The 23,372-nt window shown below is 54.9% G+C and carries 21 protein-coding genes; 9 read left to right on the top strand and 12 right to left on the bottom strand.

Features of this window, described 5'->3' with window-relative positions; genetic code table 11:
- Positions 1-11 precede the first annotated feature (11 nt).
- The 7 genes from P0119_22555 to radA are packed head-to-tail and all read right to left on the bottom strand — an operon-like array spanning position 12 to position 5,756.
- Complete coding sequence (locus P0119_22555) at positions 12-1,091, bottom strand: hypothetical protein (protein ID MDF0668842.1); 1,080 nt, start codon at positions 1,089-1,091, stop codon at positions 12-14.
- Entirely contained in the window at positions 1,088-1,864 is a 777-nt protein-coding gene (tatC, locus tag P0119_22550; GenBank protein ID MDF0668841.1) for a twin-arginine translocase subunit TatC, read from the bottom strand. The genes P0119_22555 and tatC overlap by 4 nt, the downstream gene beginning before the upstream one ends.
- Positions 1,865-1,909: 45 nt before the next feature.
- Positions 1,910-2,149 carry a DUF465 domain-containing protein gene (locus P0119_22545; GenBank protein MDF0668840.1) on the bottom strand — a complete coding sequence of 80 codons (240 nt, stop codon included), beginning with the start codon at positions 2,147-2,149 and terminating at the stop codon, positions 1,910-1,912.
- A 15-nt stretch (positions 2,150-2,164) separates the two neighbouring features.
- Positions 2,165-2,725 carry a ribosomal protein S18-alanine N-acetyltransferase gene (gene rimI, locus P0119_22540; protein ID MDF0668839.1) on the bottom strand — a complete coding sequence of 187 codons (561 nt, stop codon included), beginning with the start codon at positions 2,723-2,725 and terminating at the stop codon, positions 2,165-2,167.
- A gap of 14 nt (positions 2,726-2,739) precedes the next feature.
- Complete coding sequence (tsaB, locus tag P0119_22535) at positions 2,740-3,513, bottom strand: tRNA (adenosine(37)-N6)-threonylcarbamoyltransferase complex dimerization subunit type 1 TsaB (protein MDF0668838.1); 774 nt, start codon at positions 3,511-3,513, stop codon at positions 2,740-2,742.
- Positions 3,514-3,519: 6 nt separating this feature from the next.
- Positions 3,520-4,356: a hypothetical protein gene (locus tag P0119_22530; GenBank protein ID MDF0668837.1), complete on the bottom strand. Its 837-nt coding sequence runs from the start codon at positions 4,354-4,356 to the stop codon at positions 3,520-3,522.
- 38 nt (positions 4,357-4,394) lie between these two features.
- Positions 4,395-5,756: a DNA repair protein RadA gene (gene radA, locus P0119_22525; protein ID MDF0668836.1), complete on the bottom strand. Its 1,362-nt coding sequence runs from the start codon at positions 5,754-5,756 to the stop codon at positions 4,395-4,397.
- A gap of 215 nt (positions 5,757-5,971) precedes the next feature.
- On the opposite strand from radA, the gene P0119_22520 reads away from it, so the two are divergent.
- The 5 genes from P0119_22520 (at position 5,972) to P0119_22500 (ending at position 11,008) form a co-directional block, all read left to right on the top strand.
- Positions 5,972-6,406 carry an Rrf2 family transcriptional regulator gene (locus tag P0119_22520; protein MDF0668835.1) on the top strand — a complete coding sequence of 145 codons (435 nt, stop codon included), beginning with the start codon at positions 5,972-5,974 and terminating at the stop codon, positions 6,404-6,406.
- Positions 6,407-6,412: 6 nt separating this feature from the next.
- A complete protein-coding gene (locus P0119_22515; GenBank protein MDF0668834.1) occupies positions 6,413-7,261 on the top strand; it encodes a sulfite exporter TauE/SafE family protein in 849 nt (282 codons plus the stop codon).
- A 257-nt stretch (positions 7,262-7,518) separates the two neighbouring features.
- Entirely contained in the window at positions 7,519-8,220 is a 702-nt protein-coding gene (locus tag P0119_22510) for a fibronectin type III domain-containing protein (protein MDF0668833.1), read from the top strand.
- A gap of 180 nt (positions 8,221-8,400) precedes the next feature.
- The gene (locus tag P0119_22505; protein ID MDF0668832.1) at positions 8,401-10,272 is read left to right on the top strand and encodes a transketolase; all 1,872 of its coding nucleotides are present in this window, start codon (positions 8,401-8,403) and stop codon (positions 10,270-10,272) included.
- Positions 10,273-10,546: 274 nt separating this feature from the next.
- Entirely contained in the window at positions 10,547-11,008 is a 462-nt protein-coding gene (locus tag P0119_22500) for a cytochrome c (protein ID MDF0668831.1), read from the top strand.
- A gap of 136 nt (positions 11,009-11,144) precedes the next feature.
- Here P0119_22500 and P0119_22495 read toward each other — a convergent pair whose 3' ends face one another.
- Positions 11,145-11,468: a cupin domain-containing protein gene (locus P0119_22495; GenBank protein MDF0668830.1), complete on the bottom strand. Its 324-nt coding sequence runs from the start codon at positions 11,466-11,468 to the stop codon at positions 11,145-11,147.
- A gap of 189 nt (positions 11,469-11,657) precedes the next feature.
- On the opposite strand from P0119_22495, the gene P0119_22490 reads away from it, so the two are divergent.
- Together P0119_22490 and sthA are read left to right on the top strand one after the other, a co-directional pair.
- Positions 11,658-12,548, top strand: coding sequence for an HDOD domain-containing protein (locus P0119_22490; GenBank protein MDF0668829.1), 891 nt, complete (start codon positions 11,658-11,660; stop codon positions 12,546-12,548).
- Positions 12,545-13,960, top strand: coding sequence for a Si-specific NAD(P)(+) transhydrogenase (gene sthA, locus P0119_22485; protein ID MDF0668828.1), 1,416 nt, complete (start codon positions 12,545-12,547; stop codon positions 13,958-13,960). The genes P0119_22490 and sthA overlap by 4 nt, the downstream gene beginning before the upstream one ends.
- Before the next feature lie 37 nt (positions 13,961-13,997).
- Here the strand turns inward: sthA and P0119_22480 are convergent, their stop codons facing one another.
- The 4 genes from P0119_22480 to P0119_22465 all read right to left on the bottom strand — a co-directional run bounded on the left by P0119_22480 (position 13,998) and on the right by P0119_22465 (position 20,596).
- Positions 13,998-15,449, bottom strand: coding sequence for an RtcB family protein (locus P0119_22480; protein MDF0668827.1), 1,452 nt, complete (start codon positions 15,447-15,449; stop codon positions 13,998-14,000).
- Entirely contained in the window at positions 15,446-15,883 is a 438-nt protein-coding gene (locus P0119_22475) for an archease (protein ID MDF0668826.1), read from the bottom strand. The genes P0119_22480 and P0119_22475 overlap by 4 nt, the downstream gene beginning before the upstream one ends.
- Positions 15,884-15,954: 71 nt before the next feature.
- Entirely contained in the window at positions 15,955-17,103 is a 1,149-nt protein-coding gene (locus P0119_22470) for a Xaa-Pro peptidase family protein (GenBank protein MDF0668825.1), read from the bottom strand.
- 127 nt (positions 17,104-17,230) lie between these two features.
- Positions 17,231-20,596 (bottom strand): AsmA-like C-terminal domain-containing protein, encoded by a 3,366-nt coding sequence (locus P0119_22465; GenBank protein MDF0668824.1) that lies wholly within the window; start codon positions 20,594-20,596, stop codon positions 17,231-17,233.
- Positions 20,597-20,870: 274 nt separating this feature from the next.
- On the opposite strand from P0119_22465, the gene pgm reads away from it, so the two are divergent.
- A complete protein-coding gene (gene pgm, locus P0119_22460) occupies positions 20,871-22,517 on the top strand; it encodes a phosphoglucomutase (alpha-D-glucose-1,6-bisphosphate-dependent) (protein MDF0668823.1) in 1,647 nt (548 codons plus the stop codon).
- A gap of 13 nt (positions 22,518-22,530) precedes the next feature.
- A complete protein-coding gene (locus P0119_22455; protein ID MDF0668822.1) occupies positions 22,531-23,334 on the top strand; it encodes a class I SAM-dependent methyltransferase in 804 nt (267 codons plus the stop codon).
- Positions 23,335-23,372 lie beyond the last annotated feature (38 nt).

The following is a 23,372-nucleotide window of genomic DNA, read 5'->3' as shown; positions in this document are numbered from 1 at the left end:
CCTTTCTGCGGTTATCGAAAGAGAAACGGCGGCGGCGCCATCTCCGCTTCCAATCCTTGATTAACGCCCACCCACGACAAACCGTCATCGCTGCGGAAGACCCCTGAGCTGGTCCCTGCATAGAGTCCTTTCTCACCAGATCCGATCAACACTTGAATTGCAAGGTTGGTCAGCCCCTTATTAAGGGGAATCCATCGTGTTCCCTTATCTACGGTCTTAAAAATCCCGTTCCCGGTCGCGACAACCAATCCTTGGTCGCTGAGCACAATGCCTCGGATAGAATCGTTAGGCAGTGCCCGGCTGATCGGGCGCCACGTCAGTCCGCCGTCGGCACTACGAAAGACCCCGCCGTCGAACGTGCCGGCAAAAATACTCTGGTCCTGATCAATCGCCAAAACACGAATGAAATTTTCGGTCATCCCCTCGTGATCCTTCAGCCCCTGCTGCATACGCACCCAACCGGTTGAGCGAGGGCTGAACCGAAAGATGCCCTTCCCGGACGTCCCTGCGAATAGTGTTCCGTCCGCAGCGCGAACGACCGCATGGACCAGAATATCATCCAGCCCTGTCGTCACAGGCGTCCAATGATCTTCGGAGGCGTGCAGACGATACACGCCGTCTCCGGTTCCGGCGAATAGTTCATGGTCCACTACCAGTAAGGCCTTGATCTCCAGTCGTTTGAGCCCAGCATTGATCGGCTGCCAGCTAGCCCCTTCATCACGCGAACGAAACACTCCACCACGAAATGTACCGGCATAGATTGCACCATTTTTCGAGCAGGCCAAACTCAAAATAAACGGATCAGTGATGCCCTGTCCCACCCGAATCCATGTTGTTCCTCGGTCCACCGTTCGGAAAATTCCGTGCCCGAATGATCCAGCATAGATGACACCGTTTCCGCCGATCACTAATGCCTGTACGCTGGCTGCGGATTGTTCCTGTCGTTCCGAGATCATTAACGGCGACGGCATCCGCGACTGATCGAAGGATTGAAGAGTTTCCCCACCGGCTGAACCGAGAAGACCACTCCACACCAGTAGCCCCGACATGATGGCTCCTATCTGTTGAGTCTTCACGGCCTCGTGTCTCATCGTCCTCTCGTTCCGGCTGTGTTGATCGGCAAATCAGGATCAAGGGGCAAATCAACCCCCTTTTCGTCTCGGCTTCGCCCGAACAGCCGGGCACCCACAATCCCGATCTCATACAGCCCCATCAATGGAACCGCCATCAAGAGCATGGTCAAGAGCGTTGCGTCAGGAGTCACGATAGCGGAAATAATGAGACACAACAACACGGCATGTTTACGGTACCTCGCAAACGTGTCTGCCGAGACCACTCCAATCACAGCCACAAGACTCATGGCCAAGGGCAGTTCAAAGGCACAGCCGAAAATGAACAGGAATTTCACGTTAAAATCAATGTAGGTGCCGACGCTCAACTGCGGGGTAATATCGCGATCAAGTCCGAAACTGACGAACAGGTCGATCACCAGCGGCAAAATCACCAGATTGCAGAAAACCAGCCCCAAGGCGAAGAGCCCTCCCGCCACCATAAATAGCGGGATTGCCCACCGCTGTTCTTTCGGCAACAGGGCGGGCTCGATGAACTTCCAACATTGATAAAAAATGACCGGCAAGCTGAGAATGAGGGCTGCTAACAATGACACCTTGATCGAAGCGAACAGCGCCTCAGTGGGGCCATAAAACGCAAGTTGATTGGGAAAGGGGCGGTTGAGCCACGCGACCATTTCGGTGGAAAAAGAAAAGGTCAGCACCAACGAACCCAAGACTGTCACACCAATGATGATCAGTCGTCGCTTGACGGCTTGGATGTGTGAGGCAAGCGGATGGTTGACCTGTTCCATATTAACTGATTCAGCCGCCTGCAGAGTCGATGGCCGATCAGCCTGTCACCGCGCCGGCTCGAGCCTTTGCTCGCGGTAGAGGCGAATCAGTTCTGCAAGCTTGTCTTTCTTCGCCAATTTTTCCTTTTGTATACGCTTTTTCTCGATCTCCTCAGTCGGGGTCAGGACATGGCGCTTTTGCAGCTCGTTGAGTTCAAGATCCAGACGATGGTGACACGCTTCGAGTTCCCGGAATTCGGTGTTGGAGTGGCGAAGCTGTTCGGCAATCGTTTCTTCTGTCAACATAACGACACCTCCTAGTTAAAGTGGGTTTGTCGAAGCTGGTTCACCTCCTGAGGCAAAACTCTTATCCCGCTGCGGGCCGCGCAATATCACGAGCGGGTTCATTTCCATCAGCACGGCGTCTTCGGTGGGATTCGTATAATAATGAGGGCGACTACTGATCTGCACAAAACCTAGACGTGTATAGAGAGCAAGCGCGGGCTCGTTTGAGGCTCTCACTTCGAGGACCGCCCGAGTCGTCGCTTGCTCTAATCCCCGATGGAGGGCTTCGGTGACAAGCGCTCTTCCAACCCCCCTTCTCCGCATCGACTCTCGCACCGCCAAATTCATCAAACGCAGCTCTTCAAAGACGATCCAGAAGCAATGATACCCGATAATCGTGGGTTCTACCTTTGTTGCCGACTCCTGGTGGTGCCTCGCGACGAGAAAGTGGGCGAATTGGTTGCCCGTCAACTCAGCTTCCAGCATTTTGCGCGTCCAAGGGGACGAGAAGCAAGCCTCTTCCAAAGCAAGGATGTCCGGTAACATCTCCAGAGTTGCCGGGATGATCCTGAACGCAGACCCAGCCTCGCTGCTCATATTTCTTTCATGTTCTACCGGCGACGAGCTCGACCCATTCGCTCGGCGATTTTTGTTTCAACCCGCTTCTGGCGTCGCGCAACCGGCGAGACGCCTCCCGACCGGTCGTACTGGATTTCCGCTTCGGCCCGCTGAACATACAGCGGCGCAATCACTTCGCCGGCGACCTCGCCTCGGCGAAGCTGCTCCATCCCGATACGAGCGACCTGGCTAGCGGAAGGTCTGAAGACTCGATCGGGCCCTGACGTGACGGTGACTGACGGCGGCAATGCCGCTTGGATATCCTGCCCCATCGACGACCATCCGGGCCCAAATACCATCGTGTGTTCGGTGAGGCTCCGTGCCAACGCGCTTGGGGTTCCCACTTGTTCGCTCAGGGTGCGATTCAATCGCTGGCCCCCCACCCAACGAAAAATCGCCCAGTACAGTTCTCCACGACGACCGACCAACATCGGACAGACGGGAACGGTTGCTGCTTCCAGACTCCTCGCCATTGCTTCCAGCGTCGGCACCAGCGTGAGCGGGAGACCAACGGCGCCCCGAAGTCCGAGGCATGTGGCAAGACCCACTCTGATACCGGTAAACGAACCAGGCCCGATCGAACAGGCAAGACCACTGAGATCGCTGAGTTGCAATCCGGATTGAGACAACAGTCGATCGATAGTGGGCAAGAGGAGAGACCCTTGAGCGCCACCGGCCTCCTGCTCATGCATCGCCAGGATGAGGTCATCTTCGAGAATCGCGACGCTCTGCCACGTCGTGGACGTTTCAACCGCAAGGATTTTCATCGACGATTACGAGGCCTGACCTAAGTCTTCTGCACGTATGGCTTGATTATGATGCATCTCGTGGAAGGTGACTTGCAGTGAGCCTTGCCCGCGCCCATCTTCCAGAGAAATCTTGAAGGGGCGGAATAGCCGGGCATCCTGATCACCTATGCCCTCTATCGGAATACTTCCCACCTCGTCCAGCGGCCTAAAGTCGTCATACTGAATCGTCGCCTCGACCTCCCCACTCGGCCCAAACCAATCTTCTTGCACCACCAGCAATCGGACGTCAAACCATAGGCGTCGGATTGGATGATGCGATGGGCTCGTTCCCTCGGTTGTCGACGCATAGACGTCGAGACGATATCGACCTTTCTCTTCCACGACCTTCACCGTTTCGCCCCCGGCAACGGAGTGTGTCCCCAACACGCCACCCACCGCCCATACACTCAACTGAGAGAATCGAGCCAGCTTCCCACCAGCTTTCAGGTCGGACTGGTGACCGGCATAGGCTTTCCCCTCGAGAGGCAAGCGAAGCTTGTACAGATCATCACTTTGAACAAAGTCGAACAGCTCGTTCCCGAGAGGAGTAAACCCCCTCAGCCTCAACGCGTTCGGCCGACGGTAGTAGACCGCGCCTTCGACGCGAGAGGCAATCGGCAAGAACCCGCCACGCACTTTCGCGCTGAACAGCCCCTTGAAAGAATGGATCGCTGCATCTCGCTGGCGCAAGAGCTCGGTCAGTTCTTCGGCGGTCACCTGCTTAAGCGGCGGCGCTTCATGCTTCGGTACGAACAGGGCGCATGCGGTGAGAAGGAGCCAGAACGCTGTGAGGAATGTAAGGGGAAAAGCACGTTTCATCATCCTATTCTTCACTATCCCCCTCCCCTCCTGCCCCCCCCTCACGCCAACACCGCATCCAATGCCTCCCGCAGTTCCTGAATACCGATCAGCTCCATTCCGTCGATGGGATCGAGCTTCGTCAGATTTCGCTCAGGCAAAATGCATCGCTTGAATCCCATCTTGGCGGACTCGCGAATGCGCAATTCAGCCTGACTGACGGCACGTATCTCGCCTCCCAGGCCTACTTCTCCCAACAATAACGTCCCTGGCTCGACAGTCACCTCCCGTAAACTCGATGTGACAGCTGCGACGATCCCCAAGTCAATCGCCGGTTCGTCGATATGCATGCCTCCAACGACATTCAGATACACGTCCTGCCCGGAAAGATGCACCCCCAGCCGTTTCTCCATCACGGCGAGCAACAGCGAGACTCTGTTGACCTCCACCCCGTTCGCCATTCGTTTAGGCATCGCATAGGTGGTCGAGGACACCAACGCTTGCAGTTCAACCAGTATCGGTCTCGTACCTTCGAGACTCGACACAACCACAGATCCGGTACTCCGTTCAGGACGTTCCGCCAGAAACAATTCTGAAGGGTTATTCACCTCCTCGAGCCCCACATCCTTCATTTCGAAGACCCCGATTTCGTTCGTCGATCCAAAACGATTCTTCACGGCGCGGAGAATCCGATAGCTGTGCCCTTTATCGCCTTCAAAGTATAAGACCGTATCGACGATATGTTCCAGCAGCCGCGGCCCGGCAATGGCCCCTTCTTTGGTCACATGCCCGATGATAAAGACCGGGACACCGGCTCGTTTCGCAAACCACATCAGCTGTCCGGCGACTTCCTGAACTTGACTGATGCTGCCGGGAGCGGAGGTAATTTGTTCTGTATACACGGTCTGAATCGAATCGATCACCACCGCAGCTGGCCCAGTTTCCTGGATGGCTTTCAGAATATGTTCGAGAGAAGTTTCGGCGAGAATCAACAGATGCGGATGCTCGATGCCGAGCCGCTGCCCACGCATCTTGATCTGCCGAGGAGACTCTTCCCCGGAGACGTAGAGAACAGGCGTCTCCTTGGTCGCCAACCGTGGCAAGGCTTGCAAGAGTAACGTTGTCTTCCCGATCCCAGGATCGCCCCCGATGAGAATGACCGAGCCGGGAATCACCCCACCACCCAAGACACGATCGAATTCACCGATACGGGTGAGGTGACGATCCTCTCCCACTACCTCAATTTCACCAATGGGCGTGGCCTTGGGCTGAGCTGCCTTCAGGGCAACAGGTCGCCCTTTTCCGGTCGCCGCCTGCCGCTCCTCTTTCATCGTATTCCAGCCGCCGCAGTCAGGGCAGCGGCCAAGCCACCGTGGGGCCTGATGGCCGCAGGCTTGGCAAGAAAAAACGATCTTGGATTTCAAAAATGACCTCGCGGAGGAGGACGATACCAGGCACCTATCTTAATGAATCCACAAAGGGAATAAAAGCTGGAAAGCCTGAACTCTGCAATGATCGAACTACCCGAGACGTCTCCTGTGTCGGCCACTGATGAATACTCACCTCAGAAACTTTGACCTTGACGAACCGTCGACATTTACTCTATTGTGAAACTTGTTGACAAACTCACTCTACTTTTATGAGACTCTCGAAAAAAAGTGAATATGGTCTCCGAGCGTTGCTTGAGCTCACCTTGACTCACGGAAACCGAACTCTGCAGCGCCACGACATCGCCGCTCGCCAGCACATCCCTGTTGAATTCTTGGAGCAGATTCTTCTCACACTCAAGCGAGCAGGGCTCATCTCCAGCCGACGCGGCGTGCACGGAGGGTATATCCTTATTAAACAACCGAACGAGATCACATTGGGTCAAGTCATACGCATACTCGATGGTCCCCTGGCGCCGATCGGCTGCGTCAGTAAGACGGCGTACCAGAAATGCAACGACTGTCCCTACGCGAATAAAGCGCGATGTCCCGTACAACAAGTCATGGGCACAGTCCGTGATGCGATTGCTGGAATCCTCGATCACTATTCCCTGGCCGACTTTGCCGCAGGCCATCCCAAAGGCTAAGCCCTCATGGATGCAGTCGTTCTCGTCCTCATTACGTTTGTCGCCGCCACGGTCAACGGTGCACTCGGCTACGGCTTTTCGTCGATCACTGTTCCAGTGGCATTGCTGTTCTACACCAATCGCATCTTAAACCCTGCCCTCGTGCTGATCGAGCTCGTCATTAATGGCTATGTACTGTTCATGAATCGGAAGAGCATCCCGAATATCTGGCGGCGTGTAGCCCCGATTCTGATTGGGCTGGCCATTGGAATCGGCATCGGCAGTTACATTCTCTTTCTGGTTCAACCCGCGTGGATCAAATTCGTCACTTATTTCTTTCTATTACCGTTGATCCTTCTTCAAGCTGCCGGCATCCGAAAACCCATTCAAGCTGAAAGGGCTATTGCCATCCCGTTTGGAATTGGAATCGGGACGCTCTATTCGGTCACAACCATTTCCGGTCCCCCTCTTGCCTTGCTCTTCAACAATCAAGGGTATGCCAAACAAGATTTCCGGGCAGCCTTGGGAGTCATCCGTGTCGCTGAATCCTCTCTCACGGCGATTGCTTATGGATTCATCGGCTTCTACAGTGTCGGCAGCATGGATATTATCCCCTACATCGTTCCGAGCGTCATCGTCGGTATTCCACTCGGAACCTACCTCATCCGATTGATGGACCCTGAAACATTCAGACGCATTTGTATGGCATTCGATGGGTTAGTAGTCGGATTCGGTCTGTCTCGGGTGCTGGTAGAACTCGATCTGGCCACACCCATCACGACCTACAGTATTCTATCCATCGTGGTCCTCATAAACGGCTATCTGCTGTTTCGATTTTTTAGAGATCGACCAGATCCTCAACGAATCGCTTCTTGATCCCTTCTCTTGATCAATCATCACAACGGTCGTGAGTGGGCCAATCCTACGGTGCGGGCTCATCACGTCCTCGCTGGCTGTCGGCACTACTTGAAGGTTGATCCCTTCACACTCAGCATGCTGATCCGTCCTGCAAATTCTCAACGCACTGAATAGTAACGCATTTTTTAATTCACGCATGGGCATACACTTTGCTACTCCACTGAAACCGTCGTTGCTTCGTACACAATTTTCACCTAATTCTGAGGGAGTTTCTTATGCTGAGAAACGCGATTTCGTTTGGTCTCGTCCATCGAAATTTCACGATTGTGATCGCCCAGGTCATAGCTTTGGGTCTCATCGCCCTCCCGCTAGCTGGATGTGGTGCAGACGGACAAGGGGTACCACCTATCTCGTCTCTCTCCACACCATCCGACGCCCAATCGGGTGAAGGGACCCAGTCTGGCTCTAACCCTGCTACAGCGGGATCTCCTGCCGAGGAGGACCCGACAGCAACTCCGACAGAACCCGCGGCCGTACATGTGGCCGCAGAAGACACGACCGCAGAACACGCGACCGCGCATGCCGCCGAGCAAGCCGCCGAAGAACAGGCGACTGCACATGTGACCGAAGATTCTGACCCTTCAGTTGAAGGGGAATCTGCTGAGGGCGAGGAAGACCCGACCATCTCAGTGACCTCTACCCCAACCGGAGCTACTGCACGATTGACTTGGGATGCGTCGACTGATCCAGATGTGCAAGGGTATTTTGTCCACTATGGGAAAAAATCGTCTGGAGAACCTGGCTCATGTTCCTACGAGGAAAGCCAACGGGTTGGGGCTCCCCCAGCCACAATCACCGGCCTCGAACCCAATACCGTCTATTTCTTTTCAATCAGTGCATTCGGCGAATCGGAGAGTGAATCTGATAGCCCTTGTTCAAATGAGGTGCTCGTGGTCACGCCTTCGGTTCAAAGCTAAGCGATAGCATTCGCTACTATCACCTTTCATGTAGCGCCCCTGGTTCTCTCCAGGGGCGCTACATCTCTTCATTGACCTCTACCCAGCCGATTTGTTAGCCTCAAGCTCTCTCAGACCACTGCCGAGAGTATACAATCACACAATACTCATTCTCTGATCTCTATCCCGAAAGGATCTCCCATGGTAGGTTCAGCTGCTTCGCCTGAATTGCTCAGCACCTTACATAACAAGGCCACCCAACTCCGCATCAACAGTGTGCGGGCCACCAGCGAGGCAGGGAGCGGTCATCCTTCGAGCTGCGCCTCCGCCGCCGACATCGTCGCCGCATTGTTTTATTCCGTCATGCGTTACGATCCCCATGATCCAAAGTCGCCTAACAGCGACCGTTTTATCCTGTCAAAAGGTCATGCGGCTCCGCTGCTCTACGCAGCATGGGCGGAAGCGGGCCTCTTTCCTCAAAGTGACCTTTTAAAGTTGCGCACCTTGACGTCCGACCTTGAAGGACATCCGACTCCTCGCTTGCCCTTCGTTGATATGGCGACTGGTTCACTGGGACAAGGACTTCCCGTCGGGATCGGCATCGCATTGAATGCAAAGTTCGTCGACAGGCTCGATTACCGAACCTACGTATTGATGGGGGATGGAGAATCGGTCGAAGGATCGGTCTGGGAAGCCGCTGAGATCGGACGCCAATATGGCTTGGATAATTTGTGCGCGATTGTTGATGTGAACCGACTGGGACAGAGTGATCCCACCATGCTGCAGCACGACATGGAGGCATACCGTTCCCGGTGGGCCGGATTCGGTTGGCATGCCATCGTCGTCGATGGCCATGATCTCGTGGCCATCCTCAAGGCATTTGATGAGGCTGGCCGCACCAAAGGACAACCGACCGTGGTGCTGGCAAGAACGTACAAAGGCAAAGGTATTTCGTTCATCGAGAACAAGGCAGACTGGCACGGCAAACCACTTAAAAAAGGCGAGGAGACCCAGAAGGCCCTCGACGAACTCACGAGGCAATTGAGCCAGAACGGTGCGGTGGTCCAGATCCCAAAACCATCGGCTTCCAGCACCCCTCCCTCAGCCAACAGCCCAATGCCCGCCGCACCCTATAAAATCGGTGACTCCGTCGCGACGCGCGAAGCCTTCGGTGTGGCATTGGAAGCCTTGGGTTCCGTGAACTCGTCGATCGTCGCATTGGACGCCGATGTAAAAAATTCCACATACACCGATAAATTCGGCAAGAAGTTTCCCAATCGGTTCTTTGAGAGTTTCATCGCCGAGCAAAATATGGTGGGTGCCGCCGCCGGTCTGGCTGCCTGCGGCAAGATCCCGTTTGCAGCGACTTTTGCCTGTTTCTTCAGTCGCGCCTACGACTTCATCCGTATGGTCGCGATCAGTGGTTCGAATGTTAAGCTCGTTGGAACTCATGTCGGCGTGAGCATCGGCGAAGATGGGCCGTCGCAAATGGGCTTGGAAGATATCGCGATGATGGCGGCGCAACCAAACGTGACGGTACTCTATCCCTCCGACGGCAACTCAACGTATCAATTAATCGAGGAAGCCGCCAAACACAGAGGCATGGTCTATATACGTGCCGGAAGGCCGAAGACTCCGGTGCTCTACGGACCAGAGGAACGGTTCCGCATCGGCGGCAGCAAAATCCTTCGGCAGAGTGCATCGGATGTGCTCACAATCGTGGCCGCGGGAGTGACGCTGTTTGAAGCCTTGAAAGCCCATGACCAGTTGAAATCATCTGGCATTGCGGTTCGCGTGATCGATCTTTACAGCATCGCGCCTATCGATAAGACCACCTTGATGGAAAGCGGACTGGCGACACAGCGTCGAATCCTCACGGTTGAAGATCACTACGCCCACGGAGGTCTGGGCGATGCCGTTCTCAGCGCTGTTGCAACGGAAGGCATGAAAGTCTTTAAACTCGCCGTTCGTGAAATCCCGCATAGTGGAAAACCTGAAGAACTCGTCGATCACTATGGGATTGGAGTGCGGTCCATTGTTGAAGCGACCAAACAAATCCTCCGCGAACCATAATATCGAATCATGGAACTATACGCCTCAGAAATCGCGGGTCGTCTAGTGAGTCAAAATAGGGGTTATCTTACGAAACATTCCTGGAGTCAGGCGTCGATACCACGCAGTCAGGCCAGATGACCGCATGATACATCGCATGTTTTCAGTTTTTTCGAGAGAAAACAGTATGGTATAGTCCATGCCGATCGAGAGCATGCAGCACACTCTGACCGAGCGACCGACTCAAGCAAACAAGACAGGCAACTCATCCATACAATTCAATTAGGAGGTGCGAATGACGAGAAGAAATGTGTGCCTCTCAACGCTGATGGTGGGATGTGCCCTTGTACTTTCAGGAGGCATGGCCTCCGCCGAAGACCTGCCTCCATTGCCTTCACCTCCACCCGAGTATGCCGACAAGAAAATGCCGGCTGGTGGATGGACTGACCCAAAAGCCATTGAGGAGGGAGGGAAGATTTATCGAGGCGAGTTTAAGACCGAGGTCAACTGCAGCAGTTGTCACGGGACAGACGGCACACCAAAGAAAAAGGGCGCACGGGATTTTCGTGACCCGAATATCGTCTGCCGCTTCTCGGACGCGTTCTGGTTCTGGCGTATCTCGGAAGGTGTCCCAAAGACGAAGATGAAGGCCAATAAAGGCCTGATATCCGAAGAGCAGATCTGGCAAGTGATGGCATATGAGAACCAGTTCTCGCACGGAGGCAAGCCGGCCGACCGCTCCTGTTACAAGCCCTAAGATTAGGGTTCAGAGGATGCCCGGGACGGGGTAACGACTGACCGAGCCTTCTATACAAATGCGCAACACGACAAGGGGGAGAGAGCATGATGCTCTCTCCCCCTTGCCCATTTTGTACTGCTGATCCAGTTAGACTTTAGACTGGATTGGGGGCAACGAAGACCAACACTATGAGTCGCTTGCTCGTATGGTTCTTTACCCCGTGCTCCTCGCCAGCCTGGGCCACGGTCCCCTGCCCTGCTTCGAGCGTTCGATGGTCGGTACCGACCTGAAATGTGCCTTGTCCCTCCAGGACGATATACACCTTATCCTGGTCACCATGAACGTGGCCCTTTTGTGCTTGGCCCGGCTCAAAACAATAGATGTCGCAGAAGAAACGCTCCGTTTGAAACAGGTTGTTCTTTTTCATCTTCTCGCCGGTGAATTGCTGAAAATCGGCAAGTGTCACAACCTTCATCATTGATACTCCCCTGCCTCGTCACGCAGGACCCGACAGTCACTGCATATGGCACAGCAGTTTCCGGCATGATAATGGAGGCCAGAGTATATGCTGTAACGATTTCAAAGTCACGATCACTCAACCTTTGTCGGAAACCAGCCGAAAAGGGATGTCGTGACCCATAGACTCGAATTCGAGGAGCAGATCCATATGGCTTCTGAAATAGGATCGGTAACCACCCCAATTGAACGGTTGGAACAAGCCTTGATTCAAAAAATTGAGGCGGAAGAGGTTGAGCTTCCCCTGCTCCCGCAAGCAGCCAGCCAGGTTCTGGCACTGGCGGCGGATCCTGCCTCCGATGCGGCGAAGCTCTCCGCATTGATCCATCAAGACCAAGCCCTTGCCGCTCATGTGTTGAAGATTGCCAATTCGCCAGCCTACATGCCCAGGAGTCCGGTCGTCTCGCTCCAGCACGCTGTCGCCATGTTGGGGATCACTCTGCTCTCGGAAATCGCCTTTACTGCCTCATTGAAGGTCGGCGCGTTCCAGGTACCGGGATATGAAGATGAAGTCAAACAGCTCTGGCGGCATTCGTTAGCCACCGGGGCCTTTGCAAAAGAAGTCGCCCGGGCGAAACGCATGAATGTCGAAAGCGCCTATCTCTGCGGACTATTGCATGAAATCGGGAAACCCGTTGTCCTGCGAATAACCACGACGATCGCTCGAGAAAAAAGCGACGATTGGGTCAAAGCACTGGCCACGATACTGGATAACAAATCTCACATTAAAACATTGATCGAGGGCTACCATACCCATGTGGGCGTTCTGATCGCCGATAAATGGAGTTTGCCCAAACAAGTGGCAGAGGCGATCCAATATTACAGGGACTACGAGCATACCACCACCTTCCGCCAGGAATGCATGCTCACCTTTATTGCAGATCGATTGGCGAGCCACCTCCTCACGCCAGAAGAAATGCCCGAAGAAAGTCTCCGCGATCATCCGGTATTCGCAGAGTTGAATCTGTACCCTCAAGACGTCGATAAACTCCTGATGACTAAAGATCAGGTCTTAACCATTGTCAATGCGATGAACCTATGAGCATACCAAGTACGTACGACATCATCGTGATCGGAGCCGGCCCAGCCGGCCAGAAGGCCGCAGTCCAGGGTACCAAAGCCGGGAAGCGTGTCGCCCTGATTGAACGAGAGCGCGGCATCGGGGGCAGCTGTGTCTATCGCGGAACGATCCCCAGCAAGACATTGCGAGAAAGCGCCCTCCAGCTGGATCGGCTCAGGCGGGCAGGAGAAGCGTTCCGATTCAGTCTGAAACCGGATACTCAAATTGCGACACTCTTGAGCCGTCTTGAAGATGTCGTCCAAGCCCACGACTCCTTTATGAGCCGTCAGATTCGGCGCAACGGGATCTCGCTGTTTCACGGACAAGCGCGTTTCCTCAGTGAGCACACAATCGAGATGCAAACCGTGGACGGAGCGCAACAACAATTCATGGCAGATACCATCGTGGTCGCCACGGGCTCGCGCCCGAGAAACCCCGAGGAGATCCCCGTCGACCATGAGCACATTCTTGACAGCGACTCGCTCCTTTCCATGATGTACATACCACGGTCACTGGCTGTCGTCGGAGGTGGTGTGATCGGCTGCGAGTATGCTTCTATCTTTGCGCTGCTGGGTGTAGAAGTCACGCTGATCGATCGAGCTCCCCATCCGCTTCAATTTATGGATCGAGAACTGGTCGAACAGTTCATCAAAGGCTTTGAACAGCGGGGTGGCCATTATCTCGGCGGACAGCATATCGAGCAGGTGCGATGGAACGAGGTAGCGCACGTTGCCACGAAACTGAGCGATGGCACGATAGTCAATAGTGAGAAGATGCTGGTCGCTCTGGGTCGGCAGGCCAACGTCGATGATCTGAATCTTTCCGCTGCGGGGATCATGGTTTCTCATAAAGGCGTGATTCCCGTCAATCAATTCTGCCAGACGAATGTTCCTCACATCTACGCCGTCGGTGACATGGTTGGTGCGCCGGCATTGGCATCTAAAGCCATGGAGCAGGGCCGACGCGCCGTCCGCCACGCCCTCAACCTCCCGATCGGTGATGCCGCCTCGACCATCCCGTTAGGCATCTATACGATCCCGGAAATGGCCAGTATCGGCCTTGACGAGGTAGGCGCTCGAGAGCGCTATCGAGATCCGTTGATCGGACGGGCGAAGTTTGAGGAGATCGCCCGCGCCCAGATATCAGGTGCCGGCCACGGTCTCCTTAAAATGGTAGCTGATCCAGCAGGTGCGCGGCTACTCGGGATACAAGTCGTCGGAGATTCTGCCACGGAGTTGGTACACCTGGGACAATTAGCCCTTCAGAGCGGCGCAACGATCGAATCGTTTATCGACAACGTCTTCAACTTTCCAACATATGCCGAAGCCTACCGAATCGCCGCTCTCGATATTCTTGGACAGGCAGCGAAGATTCGAACTGCCAAAGCTGCCTAGCGGTGAGCATACCTGGAAGCCGTGCGCCTATTCGTCACTAGCCCTTTATATTGCCTATGGGCCGGAGTTCCGCCACAGTCTTTGTGATTCCCGCACGATCGACCGCCTCGACCACTTCGGATATGTTTTTGTATGCGAACCCAGCTTCTTCCGCCAAACCCGACATTGAAACCGCCTTCACGAGGATACCGCGCTGTTTCAGTTGTTTCTGTATCTGCTCACCACGAATTGCCTTCTTCGCCTGGGCCCTCGACATTGTCCGCCCCGATCCGTGCATCGTCGAAGCAAAGGTATCCCGCACCGCTCCTTCCGTCCCCACCAATAGATACGATCCGGTTTCCATTGAACCGCCGCAAATCACCGGTTGGCCTGTCATACGATATCGTGGCGAGAGATCTGGACTTCCTGGACCCAATGCTCTCGTTGATCCTTTCCGATGGACCACCAATTCTCCTTCCGGATACCGCTCAACTTTGGCGATATTGTGCGCCACGTCGTAGACCAGCTCCATACCCAGCTCTTCTGCCGGCCGGCTGAACACCGTGGCAAACGCTTCTCGAATCTGATGAGTGATGACCTGACGATTGGCGAAGGCCGTGTTGGCCGCGCAGTTCATAGCCGAAAAGTAATCCTGTCCTTCGACGGAAGCGAACGGGGCACAGGCCAGTTGCTGATCCTTGACGGTAATCCCGTATCGCCTCATTGCTCGTTCGAATATCTTAAGGTAGTCGCTCGCGACCTGGTGGCCGAACCCACGAGATCCGCAGTGGACCATCACCACGATCTGGTCGTGGCCGGTGATCCCCCAAGCTGAAGCAGTCTCTTTGTCAAATACCCGATCACTGGATACCACCTGTACTTCGAGATAGTGGTTACCTGACCCCAAGGTCCCCAACTGATTGATTCCTCGTTTGACTGCCTGGTCGCTGACTTTTGAAGGGTCGGCTCCGGTTATGCAGCCTCCTTCTTCAATTGTCTCCAGATCGCGATGCCAACCGAATCCCTGAGCAATACACCATTGAGCCCCCTTGGTCATGACTTGTTCAAACGACGAGCGGTCCAACCGTACAAACCCGCTTGCGCCTACCCCTGCCGGTACTCGACGAAACAATTCCGTCATCAATCGATCAAGCTGAGGCTGCACATCCTGCCGGGTGAGATCTGTTCTGATGAGACGCATGCCACAATTCACGTCATAACCGACACCCCCAGGCGAAATGACTCCTGACCGGACATCAAATGCGGCGACACCTCCAATAGGAAATCCGTAGCCCCAATGACCATCCGGCATGCAGAGCGCGTATCGTCTAATTCCAGGGAGACAAGCGACGTTCGTCACCTGCTCGAATACTCCGGCATCCATCGATTGGAGAATGGTTGGGGTGGCATAGATTCGGGCAGGAACAAGCATGCCTGATTTTTCGGTAACGGGAATTTCCCATACCTCATCACTAATCCGATTGACCTGCATTTCGGTATTCAGCTTCATACGTCCAACACCACCATGACCGTCCACTGCTCGTCTTTCTGTCGAAGACGATAGAGATGCTTGGTAACTCCCTTCACATCGGCCCTCAGGGTCTGAGCTGAGCCGTTGACCGGCTCTCCGTACAGGAACCCCGTCAGTTTCCAGCAGTCGTGGTCCTGGCGAGCCAGCGTGAGTTCCGACCGACTGAATACTACCCCGGCTGCATCCTTCCAGTACACAAGTTCCGAGAGCCAATCGAACAACAGTTCGGCGGGATCCTCATCGGTGCGTTCAAGCATTTGCCGCCAAGTAGATCCCACTGTCGTGGGATCAGCCAGCGCTTCGATGACCGCACAGGTCGCCCCTTGGAAGAGTTCCTGGAGCGAATTGCCGGAGGCCTCGAACGCCAGATCGGCTATGGCGACATCGTCCAGAAAGTGAAATGCGTGGGACATCTCAGCACCACAAACGGAATGCTTACCCGATAAGGAAAGGTGGAAATGAGGGGACTGGCCCGAACCGCCCTCTATCCGAGCTCGAAGACTTTGGGAAAATTGGTGAGATTGCGGCAACCGTCCTTCGTCACGAGCACCATGTCCTCGATTCGGACTGCTCCCAATCCTGGATAATACAGTCCTGGTTCGACCGTGACGACGTGGCCCTCTTGGAGGAGTGACCCAGTTCGACTGATCCGTGGCGCCTCGTGGATATCAAGCCCCACACCATGTCCGGTTCCGTGAAAATACCCCTGCATGCGGCCGTTCATCAAGCCGGTCTTGTACCCTGCCTTTTCAAATCGGGCACAGATACCTTGGTGGATCTTCATTCCATCGGCGCCGTCCTTGATCTGGTCGATGGCATCTTCCTGGGCATCCTTCACAGCACCATACAACCGCTTGAGTTCCGAACTCGCCGTCCCGCGTATCACCGTACGGGACATGTCGGCAAAATAGCGAGTCGTCGCTGAACGAGGGAACACATCGAAAATAATGCTGCCATGAGCCGGCAACGGTCCGCTCCCTTCGTTGTGCGGATCACAGGCTTGTTCCCCACCAGCTACAATCGTATGCTGAGCCACACAGTTCCGCTCCATGAGTGTGACATTGATCAACTGCTTGACCCGCTCAGATGTCAACAGCGCTCCGTCAAACCACAGCTCCCCATCCCGGATGGTCGCCCGTCTCAGCAGGTCATGCGCCGAGGCCACCGCGTCCTCAGTGGCCCGCTGGGAGAGCTCGATGGATCGAACCTCCTCCACGTTTTTTATGACGCGCTGTTCGTAGAAAGGATCGCGTTTTGGTTTGAGACTGTACCCCAACTCCTGTAATCGCGTGGCGTGAATGAACGGGAAATTGGCCGGCACCAACAGGCGGCGGACTTTGAACTCCTTTAACACGATGTGCACGATATCAACCGTCGTCGGGCTCTTGATCCCCTGTTTCTTCGCCTTCTCTTCGATTTCAGAATAAGACAATACTCGATCCACTGAAGATTGGGTCCTGGCACGATCCATTTCCAGATCGCTCATGACCATCAACCGCTCACCTTTGATTTCGAGGTAGATGAACGGGTCCGGCGCCACGAAGCGCGTGGCGTAGTACAGGTTCGAGTCCTGCTCGCTGGCCGCGATGAACAGTGTGGCCGCCTCTGGTTGTGAGATCGTGGAGCGTTTCATGGATCTAGCAGTGGGGTGGCAGGATCGAATGGAATCCTTAGAGGTGTCCAGAGTCGCACTTCCAGTGATGCTAACATGAGGGCGTAGGTCGGTCAAGAAATGGAAGTTGCTCAAGAATGAAGGGGCGTCACGGCACGGCAGGAGCCGGCGACGAAGTCATATCCTTTGGTCGCACTCCGGATTCTTCATCCGGCGTTACCAAATCTATCGGCAGCGTCAGGGTGTTCGTTAGGACATCGACCGCGAGTTGGGCCAATCCCGACAGACCGGACGCAAAGGACTTCACCGGCAGATAGGTCACGTCTGGATTCTCCATCGCTCCCTTCACGGTGAACATCGCCGTGGCGATACCCTTGCGATCGCCCGCCACGATACGTCCAAAGAGTGGAATCGTCTTGAGGAATTGTGAGTATGACCCGAACGGACTCACGGCAACGACGAGATCCAGCTGGTCGGTCGGCAAATCGTAATTCCCGGCAGCCGTAATTTTCAGAATCGGGCTGTCGATGATCAGGCTTTCCGTCTGAAACATCCCATCTTGAATGGCAACGATCGCGGAAATCCTGTTGTAGGGCAGCCCCTCCTTTTCAAGATCCACCTTTCCCTGCAGCACAGCCGGGAGGTTCAGCAAACTAATAATCTTCCATATCGCCCGCTCGTTCGATTTCAGGATACGACCGTTTTCCAACAACAACTCGACTTTCCCATTTAACGAGGGATAGACCCCATGAGGATTGCGCCCATGACCGCGAAGCATGCCGCTGAAGCGAGCCTCTCCTGATACGCCATGTACCTGAGCGTTGGTCAGGCTCATCAAGTCTTCAAATTCTACGCCGGTAGCCCGGAACGAAAGATCAAAGTCCGCCGGTGCCTTTCGGGGAAGGTGCAGCACCAGCCGTCCAGCCACTTGCCCATGGGTTGACTCGGCGGAAAGACGATCGATGTCAAGCACTCCGTCCAGAATATTGATTCGCGCGGTAAGCGCGCCGACTTTCATGTGTCGGTAATGCCCCCGTGCGATGGATGCAGACATCGTAAGGTGACCGGTGGCCGCCAGAGTCTCGAGGAATTCACGAATCGGAGTCCGTTCACCCTTCGGAATGACCAAGCTCAAATCCAATTGGTTTGATTCGATCTTGCCGGTGATGATCGGTTTCGTCATCCAATTTTGAATCACAGCTTCTATGGCAACGTCGCTACCATGGACCTTAAACGACAGCCGTTTGAGTTCGACCTCATTGCGGGCAAGCTTCACACGAGCATAGAGATCCTGTAAGTGCCCGTCGATCCCTTTGGCCTGCATTAACCCATTCGTTAACCCCATCCATCCGGCAATTTTCCACGTCCGCCAATCCGTCTCCCTTCCTTTGATATCGAGCGAAACTTCGAGGTTGCCCGCCTCAAGCCCACCTTTGGGCATCCATTCCGGAAGACTGGCAACCGACACTGTGCCGGTTGCCACTGCCATATCGATCATGAAACCATTCCCGAGCTGCATCGTTCCTTTCGCGGGAATGGTCAAAGCTGGCAGTACCAGCTCCACGCGATGGAGCTTGATGGTGGTAGCCTGGGGCATGACGCCCTCGAATTCCACCGTCGCGTGAGGGCCGACGGGTTTTTCCATTGCTCCAACCACCACTTTTGCGCCATCCAACACAACGGACCCGCGGATATGAGGTCTCGCCGTGAGACCGGAGAACGCCACCGTCGAGCTGATCGTCCCTTCGAACGAGCGCTGTCCGAGCGCCGTGGCGTGGAACAGCCGCATCATCTGCGCCGCCTCACCGCTTGTGCGAATCACAAAGTCTTGGAACCGGCTTGTCCCTCCACCTGTGATGGTCCCTTGGACTTGGACATCGGTCCCGCCGAGATGTCCGGTGATTTGATCAAACTGTGTGAACCCATCGGCGAAGACAACTCTTCCCTGCATCCCGGTCAAACGCTCAGGCCAATTCACATGGGTGAAACTGACTTGGTCAGCCGTAATTTCCCCACCGGCATACGTGATCCCGCCGGACTGGTTCAACGGTCCCATCAAACGAAACGTCGACTGAACTGTTCCCTCTGCATCACGAATACCGGCTAACCACTGCCCGGCTCGTTCCGCTTTCACCGTCTTCACAAAATATTCGACAAGATGAGTTGCCGCCGTCTCTCCCGTGATCTCCAGTTCCGCCCATGGACCTGCGTCGAGAAACGACACCTCCCCTTTCCCACCGGTGATATGCATCGCCCCATACATTCCGCTTACCTTGGTGATACGAACACGCCCTGTCTCGACCACCACCACGGCAGCAAGGTCTTTCGCCGCTATCCGATCCCGGCCGATCAAACCTCGACCTTCGCTGAGATGGAACTCCCCGATCGTCGATAGTTGGAGACCGGTCGTCGTTGACCCGGTGAGCGTCGCGTTCACCACTTGCACCTTGCCGTCGATCTGACGATCAACCAGCAAGGCTGGAAGCTGCCGATGGATCCAGTCAGGGGAAATGGTTTTTAGTAGCTGGGGAAGGGCAACAGGAGAACTGCTGAACGTGACGGCAAACGTCGGTTGAGGAGTCAGAAGGCCGGCCAGATTGGCCTTTCCTTTCAGCGCAATGTTATTTAAATGAGCGGTCATGTCGGACAGGACCATGTCATATCCGGCAACACCCGGCATGACGCGGACGGTACCCTTAAGATTTAACGCTCCTTGAAGATTCTTCGAAACCGGCCTGGGACCAAGAAAGTCGGCTGCGTCCCGTATCCTAAGATCGGCGGCGTCAATCTGTCCTTCAAACTGAAATCCTGTGGCCGATTCCGTCGTTTGTTCGCCGGACAACGACAGCGTTGGTTCTGCTCGTTTGACGACGCCATCCAGCGACAGAGCGGATAGGCCTGGTTCTCCTTGCCCTTGGTGATCCGCTGACAGGTGCAATTCGGCGAGGTTGCGATCAGGGCGGACCAGCAACTTAAGCTCGACATGCTCTAACTTGATGGACCGAATGCCGTCAGGTCTGGCCGCATCAACAACCGTGATCGTTCCGTTGACGAGCGTCGCCTCTCTGATCATGAACGTCCGTGCCATCAGCTCCATCGTTTGCTGGTCGGTATCCCCTTGCCCGTTTAACCCGTCCAGGAGATTCCAACGACCGCTTTCGTCCCGTCGAAGAGTGAGCGTCGGTTCCTCAATCAACAACCGTTTTCCGACAATTTGCTTTTTCAAAAGCGGCAAGAAACGCAAGACCAGATTGATCCGTTTCGCCATCAGCACCAGCTGATCTGACCGTGGATCATGAACCGCGACTTCGGACAACTCCACACGAATACTAGGGAAGATGACGAACTTGATGTGACGAACGTCGATTTTCCGGCCCAGACTCTCCTCGAGTTGATCGAGAACAAAGTCCTTGAGATAGTTTTGACCGGTCAGTTCCCTTGAAAACGAGAGAAATGTTCCGGCCAACACGACGAGGGCCAGTATGACGAGGAAGGCAAGCCGAATACGGGACACAACAACCCCTTCAGATGACGCACAGGTCCTGTCGGCATCTTACCGGATCAATCCCTCGAAATCCATGAACTCAGCGTTCTATAAGGAGTTTTGTCTCCTCCGATTTCATAGTTCGAAGACCAATCCTTCCGAGTATCGCCATCCTCACGTAAGCTATACAGGAGCTTCCGAGGCAACCACTGCTATTGATACCTGACAAGACCGAGGTCTGCTTTCCTATTACGTTGACACTCCACAGTTGACAGCGATCGGACTGTCGAATTACATCTTACCTATGGCTATTCATCCTTTCGCCGGTCAGCCGGCACCCCGCTCAATCCTCGTGGATATCGAAAAGCTCTTGTCCGCGTATTGGACTGAGAAGCCGGACGCTTCAGTGCGAGAACAACGTGTGTCGTTCGGCACATCTGGACATCGCGGTTCTTCCTTCAAACGAAGCTTCAACGAGAACCATATCGCGGCCATCACTCAGGCCGTTTGCGAATACCGGTCGGCACAACACACGACCGGGCCGCTGTATTTGGGAAAAGATACACATGCTCTATCAGAGCCTGCGGTCGTGACAGCCCTGGAGATCCTCGCAGCGAATGGCGTTGATGTCATGATCGACAAGGACGGTGGGTTCACGCCGACACCGGTGATCTCTCATGCAATCCTCACGCACAACCGTGGCCGAACATCCGGTCTGGCCGACGGGATCGTCATCACGCCATCCCACAATCCGCCGGAAGACGGAGGCATCAAATACAACCCGCCACAAGGAGGCCCAGCCGATACACAGATCACGAAATGGATCGAGGATCGAGCCAATGTCCTTCTAGCCGCTAACCTTCAAGGAATGAAACGTCTTCCGATTGAACAGGCCCGACAGGCATCGACCACACGTCGACACGATTACATTGGAGCCTACGTGAACGATCTGATCAACGTCGTCGACATGGATGCTATCAGGTCCGCGAGGCTGAGGCTTGGGGTTGATCCGCTGGGCGGGTCCGGGGTGGCCTACTGGCAACCGATTGTCGAGCGTTACGGGCTGAATATCGAGGTCGTGAATCCGACTGTCGATCCAACGTTCCGCTTCATGCCCTTGGATTGGGACGGCAAGATCAGAATGGACTGCTCTTCCCCCTATGCCATGGCGAATTTGATCGCCTTGAAAGATCGCTTCGACGTGGCATTCGGGAATGATGCGGACAATGACCGACATGGGATCGTCACTCGTTCCGGCTTGATGAATCCGAACCATTACCTGGCCGTCTCGATTGCCTACCTCTTTGCCAACCGTCCCGGCTGGAAATCGGATGCCGGGATCGGCAAGACACTGGTGAGCAGCAGCCTCATCGATCGTGTGGCGGCCAAACTTAACCGAAAGTTGGTCGAAGTACCGGTTGGATTCAAGTGGTTTGTGAGTGGCCTGCTCGACGGGTCACTAGGTTTTGGCGGCGAAGAAAGCGCCGGCGCGTCATTCTTACGGAAAGATGGGACAGTATGGTCGACTGATAAGGACGGCATCATCATGGATCTGCTAGCAGCCGAAATGATGGCTAAGACCGGTCGCGATCCATCCGAATTATACCGAGACCTCACAAACGAGCTGGGTGAGCCGGTCTACGAACGGATAGATGCACCTGCCACGCCGGAGCAGAAAACGATTCTGTCGAAGCTGTCACCCGATCAAGTCAGAGCAACGCAGCTCGCCGGTGACAAGGTCACGGCCATGCTCACTAAGGCTCCCGGCAACGGCGCAGCCATCGGTGGCTTGAAGGTGGTGACCAAGAGCGGCTGGTTCGCCGCTAGGCCGTCCGGAACCGAAGATGTGTATAAACTCTACGCAGAGAGTTTTAAAGGGAAAGAGCATCTGAAGAAGATCCAGGAAGAAGCTCAGGCGCTCGTCGCCACCGCATTGGCCTCTCCCACATGATCTTCATCGCCTCATGAGCAAGCAGGCTCCGCGCTGGCCTCTTCCGAAGCACGATTATTGGTCCACGCCATTCGCTGAATCGTTGCTGCAGCACCTCGCCCTTCGACCAGGGCTGCGGATCCTGGATGTCGCATCCGGCCACGGCATTCCTGCTTTCTATCTGGCTGAGCAAGTTGGTCCAACCGGTGAAGTGCTGGCGATTGACATCAGTGCCGGTCAGATTGCTCGTGCCAGGGCGATTCAAGGATCACAGCTACCATGGCTCCGCTTCGAATGTATAGACATGCGATCTCTGCCTCCTGATCTGCCGACCTTTGATCGCGTCACAGGAAATCTCTCCGTGATGTTCTTCCGCCCTAATAGATTCGAGGCTGTCCGTGGACTCGTCGAACGGCTTAACCCTGGTGGTCAGCTCGTCCTGACCTTTCCGTCCTATGGAACATTCGATTCACTGTGGCAACTGGTAGATCAATCAATGACCCGGCAGGGCCTGACAGGCGAGCGGGAGCGTTTTCAAATTTACCTAAACGAACGACCATCGGCACAAGAAGGGCGAACATGGCTCGAGAAACTCGATCTTGAGCGAGTCGAGGTGATCGAATATCCGCTCGAAGTTGAGACTGGTCCCGGACAACAGTTTCTGTATCACCCGCTCCTTCGAGGCGGGTTTCTCGATGACGTCTACGAATGTTTTGAGGATCAGTCCCTCGCCGACCGGTTCATGACCGGAATCGCTCAAGACATTTCTCGATTTACCCCGCTGATCGCGCAGCGCTGCGTGCTCTCAGGGTGGAAAAAGATTGGAAGTTCAGCCTGAGCCGACGATTCAGCATGGCAGAAGCGAGAACTAGCTGT

It is taken from the genome of Nitrospira sp. (assembly GCA_029194665.1).
Taxonomy (GTDB): Bacteria; Nitrospirota; Nitrospiria; order Nitrospirales; family Nitrospiraceae; genus Nitrospira_D.
Note: the sequence above shows the minus strand (reverse complement) of the source record. Positions and strands in the feature narration are given on the sequence as shown.

Excerpts from the sequence above, each read along its gene's own strand:
- P0119_22555 (MDF0668842.1), bottom strand. The coding sequence starts at position 1,091 with ATGAGACACGAGGCCGTGAAGACTCAACAGATAGGAGCCATCATGTCG.
- tatC (MDF0668841.1), bottom strand. The coding sequence starts at position 1,864 with ATGGAACAGGTCAACCATCCGCTTGCCTCACACATCCAAGCCGTCAAG.
- P0119_22545 (MDF0668840.1), bottom strand. The coding sequence starts at position 2,149 with ATGTTGACAGAAGAAACGATTGCCGAACAGCTTCGCCACTCCAACACC.
- rimI (MDF0668839.1), bottom strand. The coding sequence starts at position 2,725 with ATGAGCAGCGAGGCTGGGTCTGCGTTCAGGATCATCCCGGCAACTCTG.
- tsaB (MDF0668838.1), bottom strand. The coding sequence starts at position 3,513 with ATGAAAATCCTTGCGGTTGAAACGTCCACGACGTGGCAGAGCGTCGCG.
- P0119_22530 (MDF0668837.1), bottom strand. The coding sequence starts at position 4,356 with ATGATGAAACGTGCTTTTCCCCTTACATTCCTCACAGCGTTCTGGCTC.
- P0119_22520 (MDF0668835.1), top strand. The coding sequence starts at position 5,972 with ATGAGACTCTCGAAAAAAAGTGAATATGGTCTCCGAGCGTTGCTTGAG.
- P0119_22515 (MDF0668834.1), top strand. The coding sequence starts at position 6,413 with ATGGATGCAGTCGTTCTCGTCCTCATTACGTTTGTCGCCGCCACGGTC.
- P0119_22510 (MDF0668833.1), top strand. The coding sequence starts at position 7,519 with ATGCTGAGAAACGCGATTTCGTTTGGTCTCGTCCATCGAAATTTCACG.
- P0119_22505 (MDF0668832.1), top strand. The coding sequence starts at position 8,401 with ATGGTAGGTTCAGCTGCTTCGCCTGAATTGCTCAGCACCTTACATAAC.
- P0119_22500 (MDF0668831.1), top strand. The coding sequence starts at position 10,547 with ATGACGAGAAGAAATGTGTGCCTCTCAACGCTGATGGTGGGATGTGCC.
- P0119_22495 (MDF0668830.1), bottom strand. The coding sequence starts at position 11,468 with ATGATGAAGGTTGTGACACTTGCCGATTTTCAGCAATTCACCGGCGAG.
- P0119_22490 (MDF0668829.1), top strand. The coding sequence starts at position 11,658 with ATGGCTTCTGAAATAGGATCGGTAACCACCCCAATTGAACGGTTGGAA.
- sthA (MDF0668828.1), top strand. The coding sequence starts at position 12,545 with ATGAGCATACCAAGTACGTACGACATCATCGTGATCGGAGCCGGCCCA.
- P0119_22480 (MDF0668827.1), bottom strand. The coding sequence starts at position 15,449 with ATGAAGCTGAATACCGAAATGCAGGTCAATCGGATTAGTGATGAGGTA.
- P0119_22475 (MDF0668826.1), bottom strand. The coding sequence starts at position 15,883 with ATGTCCCACGCATTTCACTTTCTGGACGATGTCGCCATAGCCGATCTG.
- P0119_22470 (MDF0668825.1), bottom strand. The coding sequence starts at position 17,103 with ATGAAACGCTCCACGATCTCACAACCAGAGGCGGCCACACTGTTCATC.
- pgm (MDF0668823.1), top strand. The coding sequence starts at position 20,871 with ATGGCTATTCATCCTTTCGCCGGTCAGCCGGCACCCCGCTCAATCCTC.
- P0119_22455 (MDF0668822.1), top strand. The coding sequence starts at position 22,531 with ATGAGCAAGCAGGCTCCGCGCTGGCCTCTTCCGAAGCACGATTATTGG.